General features: G+C 60.7%; 14 protein-coding genes. 5 read left to right on the forward strand and 9 right to left on the reverse strand.

Annotation, left to right across the window (positions count from 1 at the left end; all coding sequences use genetic code 11):
- Positions 1–106: 106 nt before the first annotated feature.
- Positions 107–928, reverse strand: coding sequence for a hypothetical protein (locus HDF09_RS01410; protein WP_183760551.1), 822 nt, complete (start codon positions 926–928; stop codon positions 107–109).
- Positions 929–1545: 617 nt separating this feature from the next.
- Here HDF09_RS01410 and HDF09_RS01415 point away from each other — a divergent pair.
- Together HDF09_RS01415 and HDF09_RS01420 are read left to right on the forward strand one after the other, a co-directional pair.
- Complete coding sequence (locus HDF09_RS01415) at positions 1546–3657, forward strand: hypothetical protein (protein WP_183760553.1); 2112 nt, start codon at positions 1546–1548, stop codon at positions 3655–3657.
- Positions 3658–3807: 150 nt separating this feature from the next.
- A complete protein-coding gene (locus HDF09_RS01420) occupies positions 3808–6303 on the forward strand; it encodes an NHL domain-containing protein (protein WP_183760555.1) in 2496 nt (831 codons plus the stop codon).
- Between the two features lie 129 nt (positions 6304–6432).
- Here HDF09_RS01420 and HDF09_RS01425 read toward each other — a convergent pair whose 3' ends face one another.
- The 8 genes from HDF09_RS01425 to HDF09_RS01460 all read right to left on the reverse strand — a co-directional run bounded on the left by HDF09_RS01425 (position 6433) and on the right by HDF09_RS01460 (position 13490).
- Positions 6433–7161 carry a ZIP family metal transporter gene (locus HDF09_RS01425; protein WP_183760557.1) on the reverse strand — a complete coding sequence of 243 codons (729 nt, stop codon included), beginning with the start codon at positions 7159–7161 and terminating at the stop codon, positions 6433–6435.
- A gap of 120 nt (positions 7162–7281) precedes the next feature.
- The gene (locus HDF09_RS01430; RefSeq protein WP_183760559.1) at positions 7282–7767 is read right to left on the reverse strand and encodes a DUF4149 domain-containing protein; all 486 of its coding nucleotides are present in this window, start codon (positions 7765–7767) and stop codon (positions 7282–7284) included.
- Positions 7768–7791: 24 nt separating this feature from the next.
- Positions 7792–8643, reverse strand: coding sequence for a zinc metalloprotease HtpX (locus HDF09_RS01435; protein ID WP_183760561.1), 852 nt, complete (start codon positions 8641–8643; stop codon positions 7792–7794).
- Between the two features lie 10 nt (positions 8644–8653).
- Positions 8654–9970 carry a peptidase associated/transthyretin-like domain-containing protein gene (locus tag HDF09_RS01440; protein WP_311718343.1) on the reverse strand — a complete coding sequence of 439 codons (1317 nt, stop codon included), beginning with the start codon at positions 9968–9970 and terminating at the stop codon, positions 8654–8656.
- 74 nt (positions 9971–10044) lie between these two features.
- Positions 10045–10338, reverse strand: coding sequence for a hypothetical protein (locus HDF09_RS01445; protein ID WP_179583981.1), 294 nt, complete (start codon positions 10336–10338; stop codon positions 10045–10047).
- A 1-nt stretch (position 10339) separates the two neighbouring features.
- Positions 10340–10906 (reverse strand): cytochrome c-type biogenesis protein CcmH, encoded by a 567-nt coding sequence (locus tag HDF09_RS01450; RefSeq protein WP_260180855.1) that lies wholly within the window; start codon positions 10904–10906, stop codon positions 10340–10342.
- On the reverse strand, positions 10899–12968 hold the full coding sequence (locus HDF09_RS01455) for a heme lyase CcmF/NrfE family subunit (protein ID WP_260180856.1): 2070 nt from the start codon (positions 12966–12968) through the stop codon (positions 10899–10901). Before HDF09_RS01455 ends, HDF09_RS01450 begins: the two co-directional genes overlap by 8 nt.
- Positions 12969–13049: 81 nt before the next feature.
- Positions 13050–13490, reverse strand: coding sequence for a response regulator (locus HDF09_RS01460; protein ID WP_260180857.1), 441 nt, complete (start codon positions 13488–13490; stop codon positions 13050–13052).
- 322 nt (positions 13491–13812) lie between these two features.
- Between HDF09_RS01460 and HDF09_RS01465 the strand changes: the two genes are divergently transcribed.
- The 3 genes from HDF09_RS01465 to HDF09_RS01475 all read left to right on the forward strand — a co-directional run bounded on the left by HDF09_RS01465 (position 13813) and on the right by HDF09_RS01475 (position 17776).
- On the forward strand, positions 13813–15654 hold the full coding sequence (locus HDF09_RS01465) for a sodium:solute symporter family protein (RefSeq protein ID WP_183760565.1): 1842 nt from the start codon (positions 13813–13815) through the stop codon (positions 15652–15654).
- 537 nt (positions 15655–16191) lie between these two features.
- Positions 16192–16446: a hypothetical protein gene (locus HDF09_RS01470; protein WP_183760567.1), complete on the forward strand. Its 255-nt coding sequence runs from the start codon at positions 16192–16194 to the stop codon at positions 16444–16446.
- 100 nt (positions 16447–16546) lie between these two features.
- Positions 16547–17776 carry an MFS transporter gene (locus HDF09_RS01475; RefSeq protein WP_183760569.1) on the forward strand — a complete coding sequence of 410 codons (1230 nt, stop codon included), beginning with the start codon at positions 16547–16549 and terminating at the stop codon, positions 17774–17776.
- Positions 17777–17818 lie beyond the last annotated feature (42 nt).

A 17818-nucleotide genomic window follows, 5' to 3' on the forward strand; every position in this document is an offset into this window, starting at 1 on the left:
TCAAGTCTACCGTCATGCCGTCGTGTGCCCCGCAAATCCTCACCGCATAAAAAAGCACCTGCCCCGAACAGGGAGCAGGTGCTTGATCCATCATAGAATCCCGACTTTATTCCGTAGGAGCGGCATCCCTGGCAGCGGCCCTCGATCGCGCAGTGACCGTGACCGGAGCCGTCAGGTGAAAGGTCACCGTTGACTCCGACGGAATCACGACGTCCTTATTACCCGTGAACGCTGCGCCAGCCGTTCCAGCGCCCGCTCCCAGCAATCCACCCAGCAGAGCGCCCTTGCCGCCGCCGGCCAGTCCTCCAATCAGTGCGCCGCCGCCAGCACCGCCGCCAATAAAGCCAGCCGACCGCTTACCCTTGCCGGCCTGATCCTTCTCATACGAGCTCGTGCTCACAGAGGTCCCCGAGATCTCGGTCACCGCGATGCCAAGCGCACCTGATCCCTTGAACCGGCCGCGGCCCTTTGCAGCCACCACCGTGCCGACCACGTGCGCCCCGCGCGGGAAGACCGTTCCCCCACCCGAGCTCTTCACCGGAGCCGCCAACACCCCGGAAAATCCATCGCCAACGTTGTTCTTGCTGGCGCTAAGCTGCTCGGTCACCGTCACCGTTACGGCAGTGCCTGCCGGAGCAGTCAACCTTACGGGAGCAGGCGGAGGTGGAGGTGGCGGTGGAACCGCTGCTGCCACCGGAGCTGGTGGAGGCGGCGGAGGCACCGCAGGAACCGAAGTCGCAGGCGAGACCGCAGGCGTAGCCGGCGCCGTCGCCGCGCTCGACGAAGTCGGAGTGGCAGGCGTCCCATCCGGGTTCAGGCTTTGTGTCGGAGCCGGAGTAGGAGCAGGCGCTGAACTTTTGCATCCGCCCAGCAGTAAGGTGGTTGAAAGAGCTATGCTTGCTGCAAGATACATCGATTTCACGCGCATGGTCGTCTCCGATAGCGAAGGATCTGATGGAAGCAGGCTACTCGAATAGATTAGCTTTCTTTCGCGAAAGTTGTCCGAAATTCCTCGAGCGAGAAAGAGTAGAACCGGCTTTTTTCCAACACGAGTGGCCGAGACTCACGGCAGGCATCGAGCCGCCAGGCCAATCAAATTCGCATCCTCAAGAAACGCCCACACAGCCCGAAGACTGCAAGAAGACTGCAAATAGTTGCATGTGCCGGGAGTTTGTTCTGGTCAATCTATTAACGCATGGCCTACAAATGACCCAAAAGTGTCACGAGTTATTTAGCACCAGAATGGCCAACCTCGGGTATGCTCCATCATGAGATGTTGAAAGATTTTCAGTCGTCCTGTAACTGTCCTCCCCCTCAGGGGCCCTCCGACCCGTAGAGGCTCCGTTATCGAAGGAAGTTCCAGATGTTATAGATCTTTTGTATTGACGTGGCAGTTTGCACTAATGAATTAATCTGACAGTCCGATATTTTCCCCCAGCCTGTCTCACTCTTGATTCTCACGCTTTTGATTTCATGTTGTCTCTGGTCAGCACAACCATTACCTTGAACAGCAAACCGCACCACCACCTTTCGGAGGGAACACCCATGATTGGCAACTCTTTCGCCCGGCTGACGGGCTCAAAGCGAAATCTGCTCGCGCTGATGGCATCGAGCGCGGTCTTCACCGCCGGCTGTTCGAATATGGCGACGACGGCGCCTTCCATCGTAAGCAACGCCAGCTCCCCAGCCGCACTCGGTGGGAAGATCCACGGCGGCAATCAGCCAGTTGTGGGCGCTACGGTCAAGCTGTACTACGCCGGCCAGAAATCGGGCTTTCCTTTCACCCTCGGCGCCACCACCACCACCGACGCCGCCGGGTCCTTCGCCTTCACGAGAGATCCAATCCCTGGCAATCCAGCTGATAATGGTTCCACCAGCACCTTCTCCTGCCCGACGAGCGTGGGAATCTCACCTCTGGTCTACGTCATCTCCTCTGGCGGAAACACTCAGAACAACGGTGACACGACTCAGAACAATACAGCCGCAGAGTTCATCTCGGTCTTCGGTACCTGCAACTCGCTTACCGGATCCACTAACATCGACATGACCGAAGTGACGACCGTGGCCACAATGGCTGCCTATCAAGGATTCTTCGACCCAACCACGGAGAGCATCTCCGCTGACGGGACGACGCAGCAGACCGCAATCATCACAGCCATCCCCAATACGATCGCTCTTCTCGCCAATCTAGCCACAGGCGCCTCCGTCACCTCAACCACGTTGAGCGCATCCAGCACAGGGAACATCAATCCAGCGGTCACGATCACCGCTACTCCCGAGCCCGGCAAAGTCAACCTGCTCGCAAACATTCTCTCCGCCTGCATCAATACCGCAACTGCCTCTTCGACAGCCTGCACTTCGCTCTTTACGGCTGCAACTCCGCCGAACTCCGCCTATACGTCTAACTTCCAGCACGGGACTCTCCCCGCTCCAACCGATACTCTCCTGGCGATCTACTACCTCCTCACGAATCCTACGAGTACAAGTGGCGGCACCTCGAACATCGGCACTCTCTTCGGTCTCGCGGGCGGCGTCAGCGGTCCCTATCAGCCCGCGCTCGCTACCCAGCCTACGGACTGGACCATCGCGGTCAACTTCACCAGCACCAGCACCTGCGGCTCGACCTCAGGCGGCAGCGGTGGCTTCATCAGCTCGCCCATCGACATCAATATCGACGCGGCGGACAACGTATGGATCGCCAACTCCCAGGCCGGTACCGGCAACCTCTCCGAGATCTCGAGCGGTGGCGTACCCACCACCTGCGTCCTTCTCGGCAGCGGCGGCTCGCAGGGCGGCGCTACGGTCGACTCGGCAGGTAATATCTGGTTCGGCTCCGGCACCAGTCTCTACCGATACAACAATGGCTCCACCCTTGCCTTCCCAACCACGGTATCTCCCATCGGAGTTACGGCGGATGGAGTTGGAAACGTGTACTTCACCGCTGTCTCCGGATCCGTTGGCTCACTCTATCGGATCGCAGGCGCTGCCAGCGCCGGGGCGGCAGTCGCTCCAGTTCAGATCTCCAGCAACGTTGGCACCAACCCGGTTCGCCTCATGCCGGACTTCCAGGGAAAGGCTCTCCAGGGCAACATCTTCGTGACCACCGGAACAACCTCGGTCGCCGAGGTCTCACCCAGTGTTGCAACTGGTAACCTGAACGGATTTGCCACCACCTCCATCAACACCTCCGGCAACTCCTATGGTCTCGCCCTCGGACCTCAAAACAACCTCTTCGTCTCGGCGATCGACAGTGGCGTAATTACCGGGCTGAGCGCAACCAGTGGCTACACCGCGCCTATCAACGGGGGCTACCCCTTCGTGACGCCGGCAACCATTGGTGTCGCTACCCCAACCTCCATCGCAGTCGATGGCCGTCTCAACGTATGGATTCCTAACAATGCCAACGGTACCGGCACCGGTAGCGTCAGCGAACTCGGAAGCGCAAACACGGCGACCGGGCTCTCACCTTCCACCGGCTTCCAGAAGTCCTCGTCCTTCCTGACCTCCGGACGCGCCTCCGTAGTCGATCAGGCCGGCAACGTCTGGGTTGCAGGAGACGGAGCAAACTTCATCACCGAGATCGTCGGTGGTGGCGTTCCCATCTTCCAGCCCTACGCGCTCGGTTTGAAGAATGGCCGCTTCCAGGCCATCCCCTAACTCAACGCGGAACAAACCATCAGAAGACCCCGGATGCACTCGTCCGGGGTCTTCTGCATGGATAACCCACCTCTGCCGGTAAAGTAAGACTTAGATTGCAACCAAACCAGCTACAAGATCCTCCTCGCAGAGTACGTTTGATCAGCCTTCATGGGTAAGCAGAGCCTCCCTCGCCCTCTTCGCACCAACTTCGTTCCCTTCAGGATCGCACTCGCCCTCCTGCTCTGCGTCCTCTCCCTCTCGCGCCTTCCCGCCCAGACCACATCCGTCTCCGCGCTAACTGTCCCCCTCGTCCTCCCCTCCGCCATCGTCTTCGATTCAGCCGGCAACCTCTACTTCGCCGAAACTGGAAACCACGTCATCCGCAAGGTCGACACCAGCGGCAACCTCACGACCATCGCTGGCACAGGCACGCAGGGCTTCTCCGGCGACACAGGCCCCGCCACCTCCGCCACCCTCGACTCTCCGCAGGGCCTGGCCCTCGACGCGGCAAACAACCTCTACCTCGCCGACACCCACAACCACCGCATCCGCAGAATCAATCTCGCCACCGGCCTCATCACCACCATCGCCGGCAGCATCCCTGGCTTCTCAGGCGACGGCGCCCCCGCCCTCTCCGCTCAACTCAACCTCCCCACCGGTCTTGCCATCGACGCCTCCGGCAACCTCTACCTCGCCGACACCGGCAATCACCGCATCCGCAAGATCACCTCCACCACCGGCCTCATCACCACCATCGCCGGCACCGGCACGCAAGGCTACTCCGGCGACGGCGCTCCCGCCCTCTCCGCCGCCATCGACTCACCCACCGGCATCGGCATCGACGCCTCCAACAACCTCTACCTCGCCGACACTCACAACCACAGCATCCGCAAGATCACCTCCAGCACCGGCCTCATCACCACCATCGCCGGCACCGGCCTGCCCGGCTTTTCCGGCGACACCGCCCCCGCCTCCGCCGCAACCCTCGCACTCCCTCACGGCCTCACCGCCGACGCCGCCGGCAACCTCTACCTCGCTGACACCGCGAACCACCGCATCCGCCGCATCGATGCCACCACCGGCCTCATCACCACCGTCGTCGGCGACGGCACCCAGGCCTTCGCCGGCGACAACGGCCCCCCCACAGCCGCCTCCCTCGACAGCCCAACCGCAACCTCCCTCTCTCCCGCCAGCAGCCTCACCCTCTCCGACACCGGCAATCAGCGCATCCGTCAGGTCGAGACCCAGCCCGCAGGCAGCATCATCACCACCATCGCGGGCCTCGGTTCAACCACCCCCACAGCACTCACCCTCACCGCACCCTCCGCCATCGCCTATGGCACCGGCCAGCTCACAGCCAACCTCGCCACCAGCCAAGCCACAGGCTCCATCACCTTTCTCGCAACCACCACCACCGCCACAGAGACCCTCGGCACCGCGCCTCTCCTCTCCAACACCGCAACCTTCTCAACCACCACCTTGCCCGCGGGCTCCTACAGCCTCACCGCAATCTACTCCGGCGACCAGACTCATCCCTCCACCCAGAGTCCACCCCTGGCCCTCACCATTACCCCACAGCAACTCACCGCGACCATCGCTCCCATCTTCGTCCTCTACGGCCGGCCAATCCCAAGCCTCAGCGGCACTCTAAGCGGAGTCCTCCCTCAGGATGCCGCAAACCTCGCCGCCACCTTCATCACCACCGCCACTGACGGCTCGCCCGCCGGAACCTATCCCATCACGCCCCTTCTCACCGGCCCGGCAGCAGGGAACTACACCGTCTCTGCACCCTCCACCTCCCTCACCATCACCCCGGCCGGTACAGTCATCACCCTCAGCAACCTCGTAGCTACCGGGACCACCGGAACCACCGGATCATCCCTCACCCTCACGGTCCACGTTGCCAGCACCACCACCGGCACGCCAACCGGCTCGGTCACTCTGCTCGATGGCAGCAGCCCGATCTTCACCACTCCACTCTCCTCCTCTGGAGACGCAGTCTTCCTCACCAGCCTCCTCGCCCAGGGCTCTCACACCTTCACCGCTGTCTATGATGGCAGCACCAACTTCACCCCCAGCGTCTCCACTCCGCAACTGATCACAGTCGGAACCGGCCCCGCCACACCGGACTTCGCTCTCTCCGCCACCGGCAGCACCACGCAGACCATCCTCTCCGGCTCCAGTGCCAGCTTCACCTTCGCCGTTCAGACGGAGAACAATCTCTCCAGCCCCATCACCCTCGCCGCCACCGGCCTGCCAAATCTCGCCACCGCCTCCTTCAACCCCGCCACCCTGCCACCCGGCGCCACACCCAACTCCTTCACCATGACGATCGCAACACCCACGACCGTCGCAGCGAACCGCCCCTCAGCCCACGGCCTCTACCAATCCTTCCTCGCAGGAGTCTTTCTCCTCTGTCCCCTCGCAGGCGCGGCCGTACGCAGACGCAAACACACGACAGCAACTAGGCTCCTTCTCATAGCCATCGCCAGCGTCACCCTCACCCTCGCCACCGGCTGCGGAGCCCGCATCAACGCCGACCCTCAGCTAACCTCACCCGCAAAGAGCTACGCCATCACGGTCACCGGCACCGCCACTTCCCCAACCGGAAGCCCCCTGCAACACTCCGCCACCGTAACCCTCACCCTCAATCCCGCCAGCTAGATCCCGCCCGATTCCGACCAACGGGAGGACAAGCGAATCCACCCCGCCCGGAAAAGGTATACAAGTCACGAAGTGACCGCTCCACGCGTAGTGGGCCCGTCCGGCAGGACATATCTTTCGGCGCAAAACCTACCCAGGCCCGAGCAGCCGCAGAATAAAAAACACCACCACCCCAGCAAAAAAAACCAGCGCCATCCGCAACCCAGGCTCCCGGTTCACCTCCGGCACCAGGTCCGTCGCCGCGACATAGATCGTCACCCCAGCCGACAGCGGCAGCCCCACCCGCACCCAAGCAGGCTCGAGGTTAATCACGAGCACCCCAAGCACCGTCATTGCCCCCAGAAACAACGCCGAGTTCAACGCCGCCGCCGCGCCTCGGCCACCCGCCAGCATCACGCTCGCCATCGTAAAGCCTTCGGGAATCTTGTGCAGAAACACCGCGAAGAACAAAATCCACCCCAGCCAATGCGACAGCACAAACCCCGACCCAATCGCCACCCCATCAAAAAAAGTATGCGTCGCCAACCCCAGAAGAACCGAGTAGCTGGTCTTCGCCGAAATGAACTCGTGGTGGTGCGTCTCCTCCCCAAAGTGAAAGTGAGGCACCAGTGAATGCTCCAGCAGATGTACCCCGCAGTACCCAGCCAGAATCAGCAGCGGAGCAAACCGCGCATTCACCCGCAGCCCCTCCGGAATCATCTCCAGCACCGCCGCCGCCAGCATAAAACCCGCACCCAGTGCGACGAAGTAGCGCAGAGCCCGCGCCGAAGGCGACTGCCGCACCAGCAAAAATCCACCCAGAAAATCAGCCAGTCCCGCCACCAGCCCCAGCGTCAGGCTCAACCACAGCGCCGACACCGCTAGCTCCTCCGGCCGATGTTAAGCCTATCGCCATCCATCACGGAAAATAAAATCGCCGCATCCACTCGCAGCAAACCAATCACGCAGATCTTCATGTTCTTAAGATTCTACCGTCTCCTATTGCGACTCACGAGACAGCACAAACACCACCCCCAACCCACAAAAAAAGACGAACCCCTCCAGCCGCTCCGACAAAACATGCAGCCGCTCAAAGTCCACTCGCCCCGCGTTCCCCACCGGAGCCGTCTCTACCGCTCCACCCGCCAGCGCCCGGTCCACCTCCATCGCCGGCAGTATCTTGAACTGCGAATAAAACGTCCCCGCCATCATCAGCCCGGCAAGTATCATCTCAATCGCAAACTCAGTCCTTGCCGCCACCCCCGCCCGCAGCCACAACAGCCCCGTCGCAACATAAAACACCGCACCCCCCACCAACCCGATCCAGTGCAGCACCCGCAGCGTTCCGCCCACCACCATTCCCGCTTCGTGCGCGCTCGGCAGACTATGAAAGGCCACAGGCGCCACCACAAAGGCAAAAAAACCAAGCCCACCAACCCACGCCACCATCGCAAACAACCGCAGAGCCCGAAGCAAAGTCTGCATCCTAGATTTGGTCCCCTCGAATCACTAGATGTGGTCCCTTCCAATCAACCGTTGAATCCGTTCCTTCATCGGAGGATGCGTCGAAAAAAGACTCCCAATCCCGCCACTCCCCAGCAGAGGCGCAACAATAAACAGATGCGCGTTCGAAGGCGAAGCCTGCATCGGAATCCTCTTCGAATAATCCTCCAGCTTCTGCAGCGCCCGCGCCAGGGCATACGGATTCCCCGTCGCCGCCGCCCCCGTAGCATCCGCCTCAAACTCCCGCGTCCGCGAGATCCAGAGCTGAATCAGCGAAGCCGCAATCGGCGCCACAATAATCATCAGCAGACCCTGCAGCCCGCCGCCGCGTCTGTCGCCTCCACGACCCCCGCCCCCGCCAAACAACGAAGCGTAGTAGCCCATCCGCGCCACCATCGTAATCGCCCCCGCCAGCGTCGCAGCAATCGAGCTCGTCAAAATATCCCGATTCCGCACATGCCCCAGCTCATGCGCCAGCACCCCCTCCAGCTCCTCATCATCCAGCAATTGCAGAATCCCATGCGTCACCGCCACCGAAGCATGTTGCGGATTCCTCCCGGTAGCAAACGCATTCGGCGACTCCGTCGGCAGCACATAGATCTTCGGCATCGGCAGCCCCTGCTTCGCCGTCAGCCTCTCCACCGCCGCATACGCTCTCGGCAACTGCTCCCGCGTCACCGGCTGCGCGTTGTACATCCGCAGCGCAATCCGGTCCGAGAAAAAGTACGTCCCGAAGTTGAACGCAACCGAAAGGACGAACGCGAGCACCATGCCGTTTCGCCCACCAAAGCGATCTCCAATGAAAAGCAAAAACAGCGTCAGCAAAACCAGCAACAACGTCGACTTGAACGTATTCATCGCAAGCACCTCAGACTACGGGTCCCGCCACATTAGACGTCTCTGCGCTCCGTTCGCCGCGAGTCAGCGCCCGTCGCAGCACCACCTCCAGCGCGGCCTTCTGCTCAACATACTCGCTCTCGGTTAACTTTCCCTGCAATCTATCGGTCTCCAGCGAGAACAACTCTTCCTTCATCGCCACAAGCAGGGAACCAGGCGCCGCCGCCAGCGAACCAGACCCACCCACACCCGCAACACCAGCCGGACTCACAGCAGCAGGCCCATTCTTCAACATCACCCCCGCACCCACCGCCAGCACCAGCCCAAGCCCACCCAGAATCCACCACTTGTACTTAGCCCACGGATCATTCGTCCCCTCAGGGTCCAGCGGAGTGCCCAGCCCGCCACCAGGCCGCGTATCACTCGCCGCTGTACTCGTCGCCCCGCCCGCACCAGCCGGCGCCGAAGCATCCCCCGCCGCTCCACCCTCACCAGCCGTCGCCGCAGCCCCGGTATCCCGCGGCATCTGCCCCGTCCCCGAGATCGTAAAGTCCAGTGTCTGCGAAGGAGCCACACCCCGTGCCACATAAGTCTGCGCCGTCGTCTCCTCCGTCACCGCCGTATACGGTGCAGAAGGTCCCGGCTTGAACGTCATGCTCTTCGGCATCATCACCGCAATCGTGTCCGTCGGCATCATCACCCGCGGCGAAAACTTCAGGCTCCCGCCATACGGCAGCTTGTACGTAATCTGAAACCGCGTCTCACCCGGACGAATCGGAAAGATGAACGCATAGTGATTCGGCTCCCCCAGCGGCACCGGTGAAGCCTGCACCGGCATTCCACCCGGCGACAGCGCCGCCGAACCCTCCACCACCGCACCCTCCGGCAGATAAAACTCAAACGGCCTGTCGCTGAACTGCGTCAACGGAGGACTCGACTCATTCTTTACAAAAAAATTCTCAACCACATGCAGCGACTTCCCGCTCTCATCGGTCTGCAGCCGCATCACATCGGCCTCGCTGCTAACACCCTTCACCTTCGCCGCAGCGTTATAAACATCCACCTCGACCGACTGCGTCCCCGGAGGCGCCGGCCGAAAGTAGTTCGCCTTATCATGCGTCACCCGCACCAGATGAATCGCCTGGCTCTCGTTCGCCGGCACCTCCAGCGTAAAGCGTCCCTTCGCGTCCGTCTTGGTCCGCGTCGCCTCCTGCATGCCCTGCTGCAGACGAATCAACACCACGTCATCACCAGCCGCAGGCTTGTTCGTCGTCTTATTTGTAACCGTGCCGGTGATCGAATCAGCAAACGCCAAACTGGAAAACGCCGCCACCAAAGCAGCAGCCACAACAACACGCCGAAGAAAAGAAGGGAAGTATCTCACCCTTCAAGTTTACGTCAAACCCGCAGCAACCAACGGTCTCAAGCCCGACTCCGCCGCCCAAAATCCCCACGAGCCTCAAGCGCATCCATCTCCGCAATCACCCGCGCCGCCTCATCTTCAAGCCCCGCCCGCTGCTCCGCATAGTCCTGCTCCGGATACTTCCCAGCCAGATACTCGAAGTTCAGATCCCGCAGATTCTCATAGATCACATCCTTCCGCTCCCGCAGATAGTCCACCCGTGTCTTATCCGCCTGAACAAAGGGATTCCGCTCCGGCCAGAAGATGAACCCAAACAGAGCCAGCGTCAGCACCACACCCGCAATCATGCCCATCTCAGTACTCCGTCTCCCGCCGAATCCGCTCGCGCACAGCATCGCCACCCAACACAGGCCCAGCCGCACTCACAGCCCGACGCTGCGCCGACCGCGCCGACCACATCTTCACCAGAAATCCCGTTCCAATCGTCGCCAGCAGAAACACAGCCATCGGCGCGATCCACGCGACGTTATCGAACCCCCCACGAATCGGCGCCGCCAGCACCGTCGCCCCATACTTCGTCTCGAACCAGTTGAAGATCGAAGTATCGGTTCCCCCCGCATCGATCCCCGAGTGCAGCTCCGAGATCATCACGGGCGAGACAGGGCACCCAACGTGGTTGCACTCCAGCAATACCTGCCCGCACCCGCAGGTGCAGATCATCTCATGGCCCATCTTCTCGAAGCGCGAATCAGGCGTAGCCCCCAGCATCACCACGGCCAGCAGACAAACCATCCCAGCACCAACAAAGCGTCGAAAGCGACCAACGGGAGCCGCACTCGAAGGAGTAAACAAGCCAAGAAGTGGCCGCACTCCGCGCAGGAGGCTCGTCCGGCAGGACATTCTTGCAGCAAACTCAAACATGATGAACCTCAGCCTCAACCACCGGCGCCTCCGCGGTCACGCGCGCAGCCGTCCGAGCAAGGTTCGGCACCAGCGCCAGGAATGTCCCCCCCACCACAATCAAAACCCCAATCCAGATCCAGTTCATCAGCGGATTCAGAAACACCTTGATGATCGGCCGATCCGTATCCGGATTCTTCCCCTCATAGATCACATACAGATCACTCGCCAGCGTAGAGTGCAGCGCCACCATCGTCGACGAAGTCTGACTCGCAATGTAGAACCGCTTCTCCGGAGCCAGCTGCGTAATCTTCTTGCTCCCGCGAAACACATCCATCAACGCATACTCCGTGTCGTAGTTCCTGTTGCTGTCCTGCGTATAGCTCTTGCACACCAGCCGATACGGCCCCAGCTTCAACGTATCGCCAAAGCCCATCTCCTGCTCATGCGACTGGTTGAACGCCCCACCAGCAATCCCGATAAACATTACCACGATGCCGAAGTGCACCACATATCCGCCATAGCGCCGCGTATTCCGCCGCACCAGCAGCACAGTAGAAGCCACCAGATTCTTACCCGTCTGCGTCGCCACCACGTTGGCCCCACGCAGAAACTCCGCCCCAATCGCCGTAATCACACCAGCCGCCAGCGTAAAGGTCACCAGAGAAAACAGCGTAGCCTGCCAATCATCCCCAGCCTGCCAAGGCCTCACACCCACACCCAGCAACACCACCAACGCCAAACCCATAGCAATCGAAGGCAAAATAAAATTCCGTCGAATCGACCGCAGCGAAGTCGACCGCCACGCCAGCAGCGGCCCAATCCCCGTCAGAAACAGGAGAAACAATCCGATCGGCAGATTCACGCGGTTATAAAATGGGGCACCCATCGTAACCTTTGTGCCCTGCACATACTCGCTCAGCACAGGAAACAGCGTCCCCCAAAGCACCGTAAAACAAGCCGCCAGCAGAATCAGATTGTTGAACAGAAAACTAGACTCGCGGCTCACCAGCGACTCCAGCCTGTTCTCCGACTTCAAATGATCCCGCTGCTTGAAGAACGTAAACAAACACACCGCAAACACAATCAAAATAAATCCGTAAAACCAATCCCCAATCGAACTCTGCGCAAACGCATGCACCGAGCTCACAATCCCCGACCGCGTCAGCAGCGTCCCCAGAATCGTCAGCATGAACGTCGAGAAGATCAGCCACACATTCCAGCTCTTCATCATCCCGCGTTTCTCCTGCATCATTACCGAGTGCAGAAACGCCGTCCCCGTCAGCCACGGCATCAGGCTTGCATTCTCCACCGGATCCCAACCCCAGTAGCCACCCCACCCCAGCACGCTATAAGCCCAGTGCGCACCCAGAAAGATCCCGCACGTCAAAAACAGCCACGTCACCATCGTCCAGCGCCGCGTAATGTGAATCCACTTCTCTCCCGGATACCGCATCATCAGCGCACCCAGCGCAAACGCAAACGGAACAGAAAATCCGACGTAGCCGAGATACAACATCGGAGGATGAATCACCATCTCCGGATACTGCAGCAGCGGATTCAACCCAAACCCATCAGTCGCCACCGGCCCAGGCTGAATCGCAAACGGAGGCGCCGCAAAGTTCAGCAGCAGCAGAAAGAACACCTGAATCCCAGCCAGAATCGTCGAAGCAAACGCCGACAGCCGGACATCCACCTTATGCCGCATCCGCAGCACAAACCCGTACGCCGACAGCAGCCACGCCCAAAGCAGCAGCGAGCCCTCCTGCCCCGACCACAGCGCAGAGAACTTATAAGCCGTATTCAGATCGCGGTTGGTATGGTGCAGAATGTACGAGACCGAATAGTCGTTAGTAAACGAAGCCCATACCAGCGCAAACGCCGCGCAGCTCAGTGCCACAAAGCTCGAGATCCCCGCCCGCCGTGCCGTCTCCCCCAGCCGCCCCGCCCCGCCATCGACGCCCGCCGCCATCCCGCGCGTACGCCACAACGCCACCCCACCCATCACCAGCGTATAGGCGCTCAATGCCAGAGCCAGCAACAACGTAAAACTTCCAAACTCCGGCATAGAATGCAGTCGCATGAATTCCTCTGCCTTATTCTCTCAAGCGCAGAGCGTATCAGCAATCAACCAATGGATGGACGCATCGTTTACCGGACAGCTTTACTGCGGCATCACACCAGAGTCGCGTCTTCCATCCCGAACCAGCCCATGAACCGTCGCCAGCAGATGATCCGGCAGCAGCGGTTTCATCCGGAACGTCACGTTCAGCTCCTCGTACTCCTCTTCCGCCTCCTGCAGCCCGCTGATCACCAGCACCGGCACCGCAGGATTCGTCTTGCGCAATGCCCGAACAAAGTCCGCGCCCGTCATTCCCGGCATCAGGTGGTCGGTAATCACCAACCCGATCTCCGCCGGAAACTCGCCCCTCTGAATCTGTTCCAGCGCCCGCGACGGATTCAGCGCCGCAATCACAAAGTACCCGGCCCGCTTCAAGATCGTCTGCCGCGTTGCCGCCTGGACTGCATTGTCATCGATAAGGAGAAGGGTGGCCGGCATTCGAGAGATGGTCTGTTCCAAGGGAGAGTTCACCAGTAAATTCAAATCAGAGCCTCTTTCAGGAAATCTTTGCTGTCGTACAACCGGAGGTGATCCGACCAATTTCACTATCACTGGGATGCACCCTCTCGATCAAACGTTGGCACAAGATGCCCATCTTTTGGCAAAAAATATCGCATCGTGAGACATTTTGTCCTTGCATCAGGTCATAATCTCCCAAACCCGCCTCCAATACCTACAAAATTTGGAAGACAGTACCAAAACAATTTACAGTTGGCCCCAGGACTATCTAACTTCCCGTTCCGAAAAACTGCGTCGGACCGCAACAGGATCGAAGCAGAACGGCAGCAGAACAACAAGGGTTACCGTGAATCTTTCCATCATCGACTGGCTCATCATGCTGGTCTACTTCGTCTTCGTTCTGGGCATCGGCTTCGCCCTCAAGCGCTACATGCGCACCTCAAATGACTTCTTCCTCGCTGGCCGCTCCATCCCGGCCTGGGTCTGCGGACTCGCTTTCATCTCCGCGAATCTGGGTGCCCAGGAGGTCATCGGCATGGGTGCCTCCGGAGCCAAGTACGGCATCATCACCAGCCACTTCTACTGGATCGGCGCCATCCCAGCGATGATCTTCGTCGGCATCTTCATGATGCCCTTCTACTACGGGTCTAAAGCCCGCTCCGTACCCGAATACCTCCGCATGCGCTTCGACGAGAAGACCCGCGCCGTCAACGCCTTCTCCTTCGCCATCATGACCGTGCTCAGCTCCGGAATCTCCATGTACGCCATGGCGCTTTTGATCCAGACCCTCGGCCTCCTCCACGGCGTCATCCCCGACGCCTACGTCTTTCACGTCTCAGTCTTCCTATCGGCAATTATTGTGCTGGGCTATATCTTTCTCGGCGGCCTCACCAGCGCCATCTACAACGAGGTCCTCCAGTTCTTCCTCATCGTCGCCGGCTTCGCCCCCCTGGTCTGGATCGGCCTCCGCAATGTAGGCGGATGGCAGGGAATCAAGCACACCCTCCCCGCCACCATGACCCACTCCTGGCGCGGCATGGCCCACGCCTCCACCAACACCCTCGGCGTCGAGTGGGTCGGTCTCGCCATGGGCCTCGGCTTCGTCCTCTCCTTCGGCTACTGGTGCACCGACTTCCTCGTCATCCAGCGCGCCATGGCAGCCGACTCCGAGGTCTCCGCCCGCCGCGTCCCCCTCATCGCCGCCATCCCCAAGATGTTCTTCCCCTTCCTGGTGATCCTCCCAGGCCTCATCGCCGTCACCATCACCAGCCACATGGCTGGAGCCGGCCAGACCACACCCGTCGTCACCCAGTCCCTCACCGTCACTCACCACGGTGTCCAAGGCACCGAGCCCGCCCTCTACACGCCACCCCTCGACGACCAGCACCCCCACGGCATCATCCCCGAAAAGACCGACCCCGTCAGCGGCCAGCCCGTCCTCGACAACCACGGCAACCCCGTCTACAACTACGACCTCGCCATCCCCGTCATGCTCCTCCACTTCTTCCCGACAGGAATCCTCGGCTTGGGCCTCACCGCCCTCCTCGCCAGCTTCATGTCCGGCATGGCCGGCAACGTCACCGCCTTCAACACCGTCTGGACCTACGACATCTACCAGGCCTACATCAACAAAAAGGGCACCGACGCCCACTACCTCTGGATGGGCCGCATGGCCACCATAGGAGGCGTCACGCTCTCCATCGGCGCGGCCTACCTCGTCACCAACTTCAACAACATCATGGACGCGCTCCAGCTCGTCTTCTCCATCGTCAACGCCCCCCTCTTCGCCACCTTCCTGCTAGGCATGTTCTGGAAGCGGACGACAGGCCACGGAGCCTTCACAGGCCTGCTCGCCGGCACCGGCGCAGCTCTGATCCACCACGGCCTCACCCTGCCCGCCGACGCATCCCCCGGCATCCACGGCGGCTGGATCGCCATCCTCCACCACTACCCCAGCGACATGGCGCAGAACTTCTGGACCGCCATCTTCGCCTTCACCATCAACCTGCTCGTCACCATCGCCGTCTCGCTCGCCACCAAACCCCGCCCCGAAGCCGAACTCGTAGGCCTCGTCTACTCCCTAACCCCCAAGCCCATCGACACTCACCTGAGCTGGTACCAGAAGCCCGCCACCCTCGGCCTCGTCGTCCTCGCCATGCTCATCGTCCTCAACCTCGTCTTCGCCTAGCAACGAGTATTGTCTTTGCCTGGCAACGACTACAAAATGTCGTTATCCTGACCGCCGCGAAGGATCCCCGTATTTGTATTTGTCTTAGCTGTTGCCTTTGTTTTTCTTGTTGTCATCCCCGAAGGGGATCTGCGGTTGCACTTCGCAAGTTGCTCGCTCACCGAAACAGCAAGCAGCCCTCACCCTCAACCATTCGGCAGATGGGCGACGCATGATCTTTCAGCTTGCCGATCTATCTCGGGACTGTCTGCTGATACGCCGGCTTCTGAAAACGAAAGAAACGACAGTCGCACCGATCACATCGGAACGGATACAGAAAGATCAGGCTAAGGACTTTATCGAGTGGATGACGATGGGACCGTCTCACTTCACCTTGACTCACACATTCGGGACACTTAGGCATCATGTTATTGCTCCGGGGAGGCGCAAAGAATAGTCCCACACTGCAGGGTGTAACGGACCACCACCTTTGTGGGATTTACCCCAGAGCCGTACCCCACTTCGGTGCATAATTAAACCAACAACAAAGGACACATCTTGGGACTAGACATCCGCATCCCCCTCGGCCTCATCTTCCTGCTCATCGGCGGCCTCATGAGCGTCTACGGCCTCATCACCCGCCACAGCGCCGACATCTACGAGAAATCCATGGGCATCAACCTCAACCTGACCTGGGGCCTCCTCATGTTCCTCTTCGGAGCCATCATGTACTACGTAGGCCGCCGCCAAAAGTGGCAGGACGACCCAGTCAACCCCCGCCCCTGGGAAAAACCCACCGCCCCCCGCCACTGATCCGAGATTGACTGCGCCGCCGAGACAACTCTCAACCCTCACCGGCTTCATAGAAAAAATCTATACGCGTATGCCCGCGCCAACAGGGTACCCTTAAGGCATGGGCCACACTTCGACTCTCCCCACTCTGGCACCCCCAGCCCAGCCCCAGTCCGGCACCCTCCTGCGCGTCCTCGCCGCCGCCAGCTTCTGCCATCTCCTCAACGACATGGTGCAGTCCCTGCTGCCCTCCATCTACCCCATCCTCAAGAGCTCCTTCCATCTCAACTTCACCCAGATCGGCATCCTCACCCTCACCTTCCAGATCACCGCCTCTCTCCTACAGCCCGTCATCGGCCATCTGGGAGACCGCACTCCCCGCCCCTTCGCTCTGCCCATCGGCATGACCTTCACCCTCGCCGGCCTGCTCCTGCTCGCCGTGGCACCCACCTTCGGATGGCTCATCTTTGCGGCCTCCTTGGTGGGCATCGGCTCCGCCATCTTCCACCCCGAGTCCTCCCGCATCGCCCGCATGGCATCTGGTGGTCGCCACGGCTTCGCGCAGTCCTTCTTCCAGGTCGGCGGAAACGCCGGCTCCGCCATCGGCCCGCTCCTCGCAGCCTTCATCGTCCTGCCTCGCGGACAGATCGGCATGGCCTGGTTCGCCATCCCCGCCCTCCTCGCCATCTGCATCCTCATCTGGGTTGGCCGCTGGTACCGCATCACCCACACCAATGCCGCAGCCAACAAGCCCCCCGAAACCACGCACCACACCCATCTCTCCCGCGGCAAAATCATCGGAGCCATCGCGGTCCTCATCGCACTCATCTTTTCCAAGTACTTCTACCTCGCCAGCCTCACCAGCTACTACACCTTCTACCTCATCAACCGCTTCCAGGTCTCCGTCCGCACCTCGCAGGAGCTGCTCTTCCTCTTCCTCGCCGCAGTCGCCGCCGGAACCCTCATCGGCGGACCCGTAGGCGACCGCTACGGCCGCAAGTACGTCATCTGGGTCAGCATCCTCGGCGTCCTGCCCTTCACCCTCATCCTGCCCCACGCCAATCTGCTCTGGACCGCAATCCTCACCGTCATCATCGGCTTCGTCCTCGCTTCCGCCTTCTCCGCCATCCTCGTCTACGCGCAGGAGCTGGTCCCCGGCCGCGTCGGCATGATCTCCGGCCTCTTCTTCGGCTTCGCCTTCGGCATGGGAGGCATCGGCGCCGCCGTCCTCGGCAAAGTAGCCGACGCCACCAGCATCACTCACGTCTACCAGCTCTGCGCCTACCTGCCCGCCATCGGCCTCCTCACCTGGCTCCTCCCCAACCTGGAGCCAGCCAGAAAGCGACAATAAAGAAAGCGACAATAAATCCGACCACCCCACAAATAACCCTCC

Origin of the sequence: Edaphobacter lichenicola (assembly GCF_014201315.1) — a bacterium.
GTDB classification, from domain to species: Bacteria; Acidobacteriota; Terriglobia; order Terriglobales; family Acidobacteriaceae; genus Edaphobacter; species Edaphobacter lichenicola_B.

Excerpts from the sequence above, each read along its gene's own strand:
- HDF09_RS01410 (WP_183760551.1), bottom strand. The coding sequence starts at position 928 with ATGCGCGTGAAATCGATGTATCTTGCAGCAAGCATAGCTCTTTCAACC.
- HDF09_RS01475 (WP_183760569.1), top strand. The coding sequence starts at position 16,547 with ATGGGCCACACTTCGACTCTCCCCACTCTGGCACCCCCAGCCCAGCCC.
- HDF09_RS01435 (WP_183760561.1), bottom strand. The coding sequence starts at position 8,643 with ATGAATACGTTCAAGTCGACGTTGTTGCTGGTTTTGCTGACGCTGTTT.
- HDF09_RS01450 (WP_260180855.1), bottom strand. The coding sequence starts at position 10,906 with ATGTTTGAGTTTGCTGCAAGAATGTCCTGCCGGACGAGCCTCCTGCGC.
- HDF09_RS01445 (WP_179583981.1), bottom strand. The coding sequence starts at position 10,338 with ATGGGCATGATTGCGGGTGTGGTGCTGACGCTGGCTCTGTTTGGGTTC.
- HDF09_RS01420 (WP_183760555.1), top strand. The coding sequence starts at position 3,808 with ATGGGTAAGCAGAGCCTCCCTCGCCCTCTTCGCACCAACTTCGTTCCC.
- HDF09_RS01415 (WP_183760553.1), top strand. The coding sequence starts at position 1,546 with ATGATTGGCAACTCTTTCGCCCGGCTGACGGGCTCAAAGCGAAATCTG.
- HDF09_RS01455 (WP_260180856.1), bottom strand. The coding sequence starts at position 12,968 with ATGCGACTGCATTCTATGCCGGAGTTTGGAAGTTTTACGTTGTTGCTG.
- HDF09_RS01430 (WP_183760559.1), bottom strand. The coding sequence starts at position 7,767 with ATGCAGACTTTGCTTCGGGCTCTGCGGTTGTTTGCGATGGTGGCGTGG.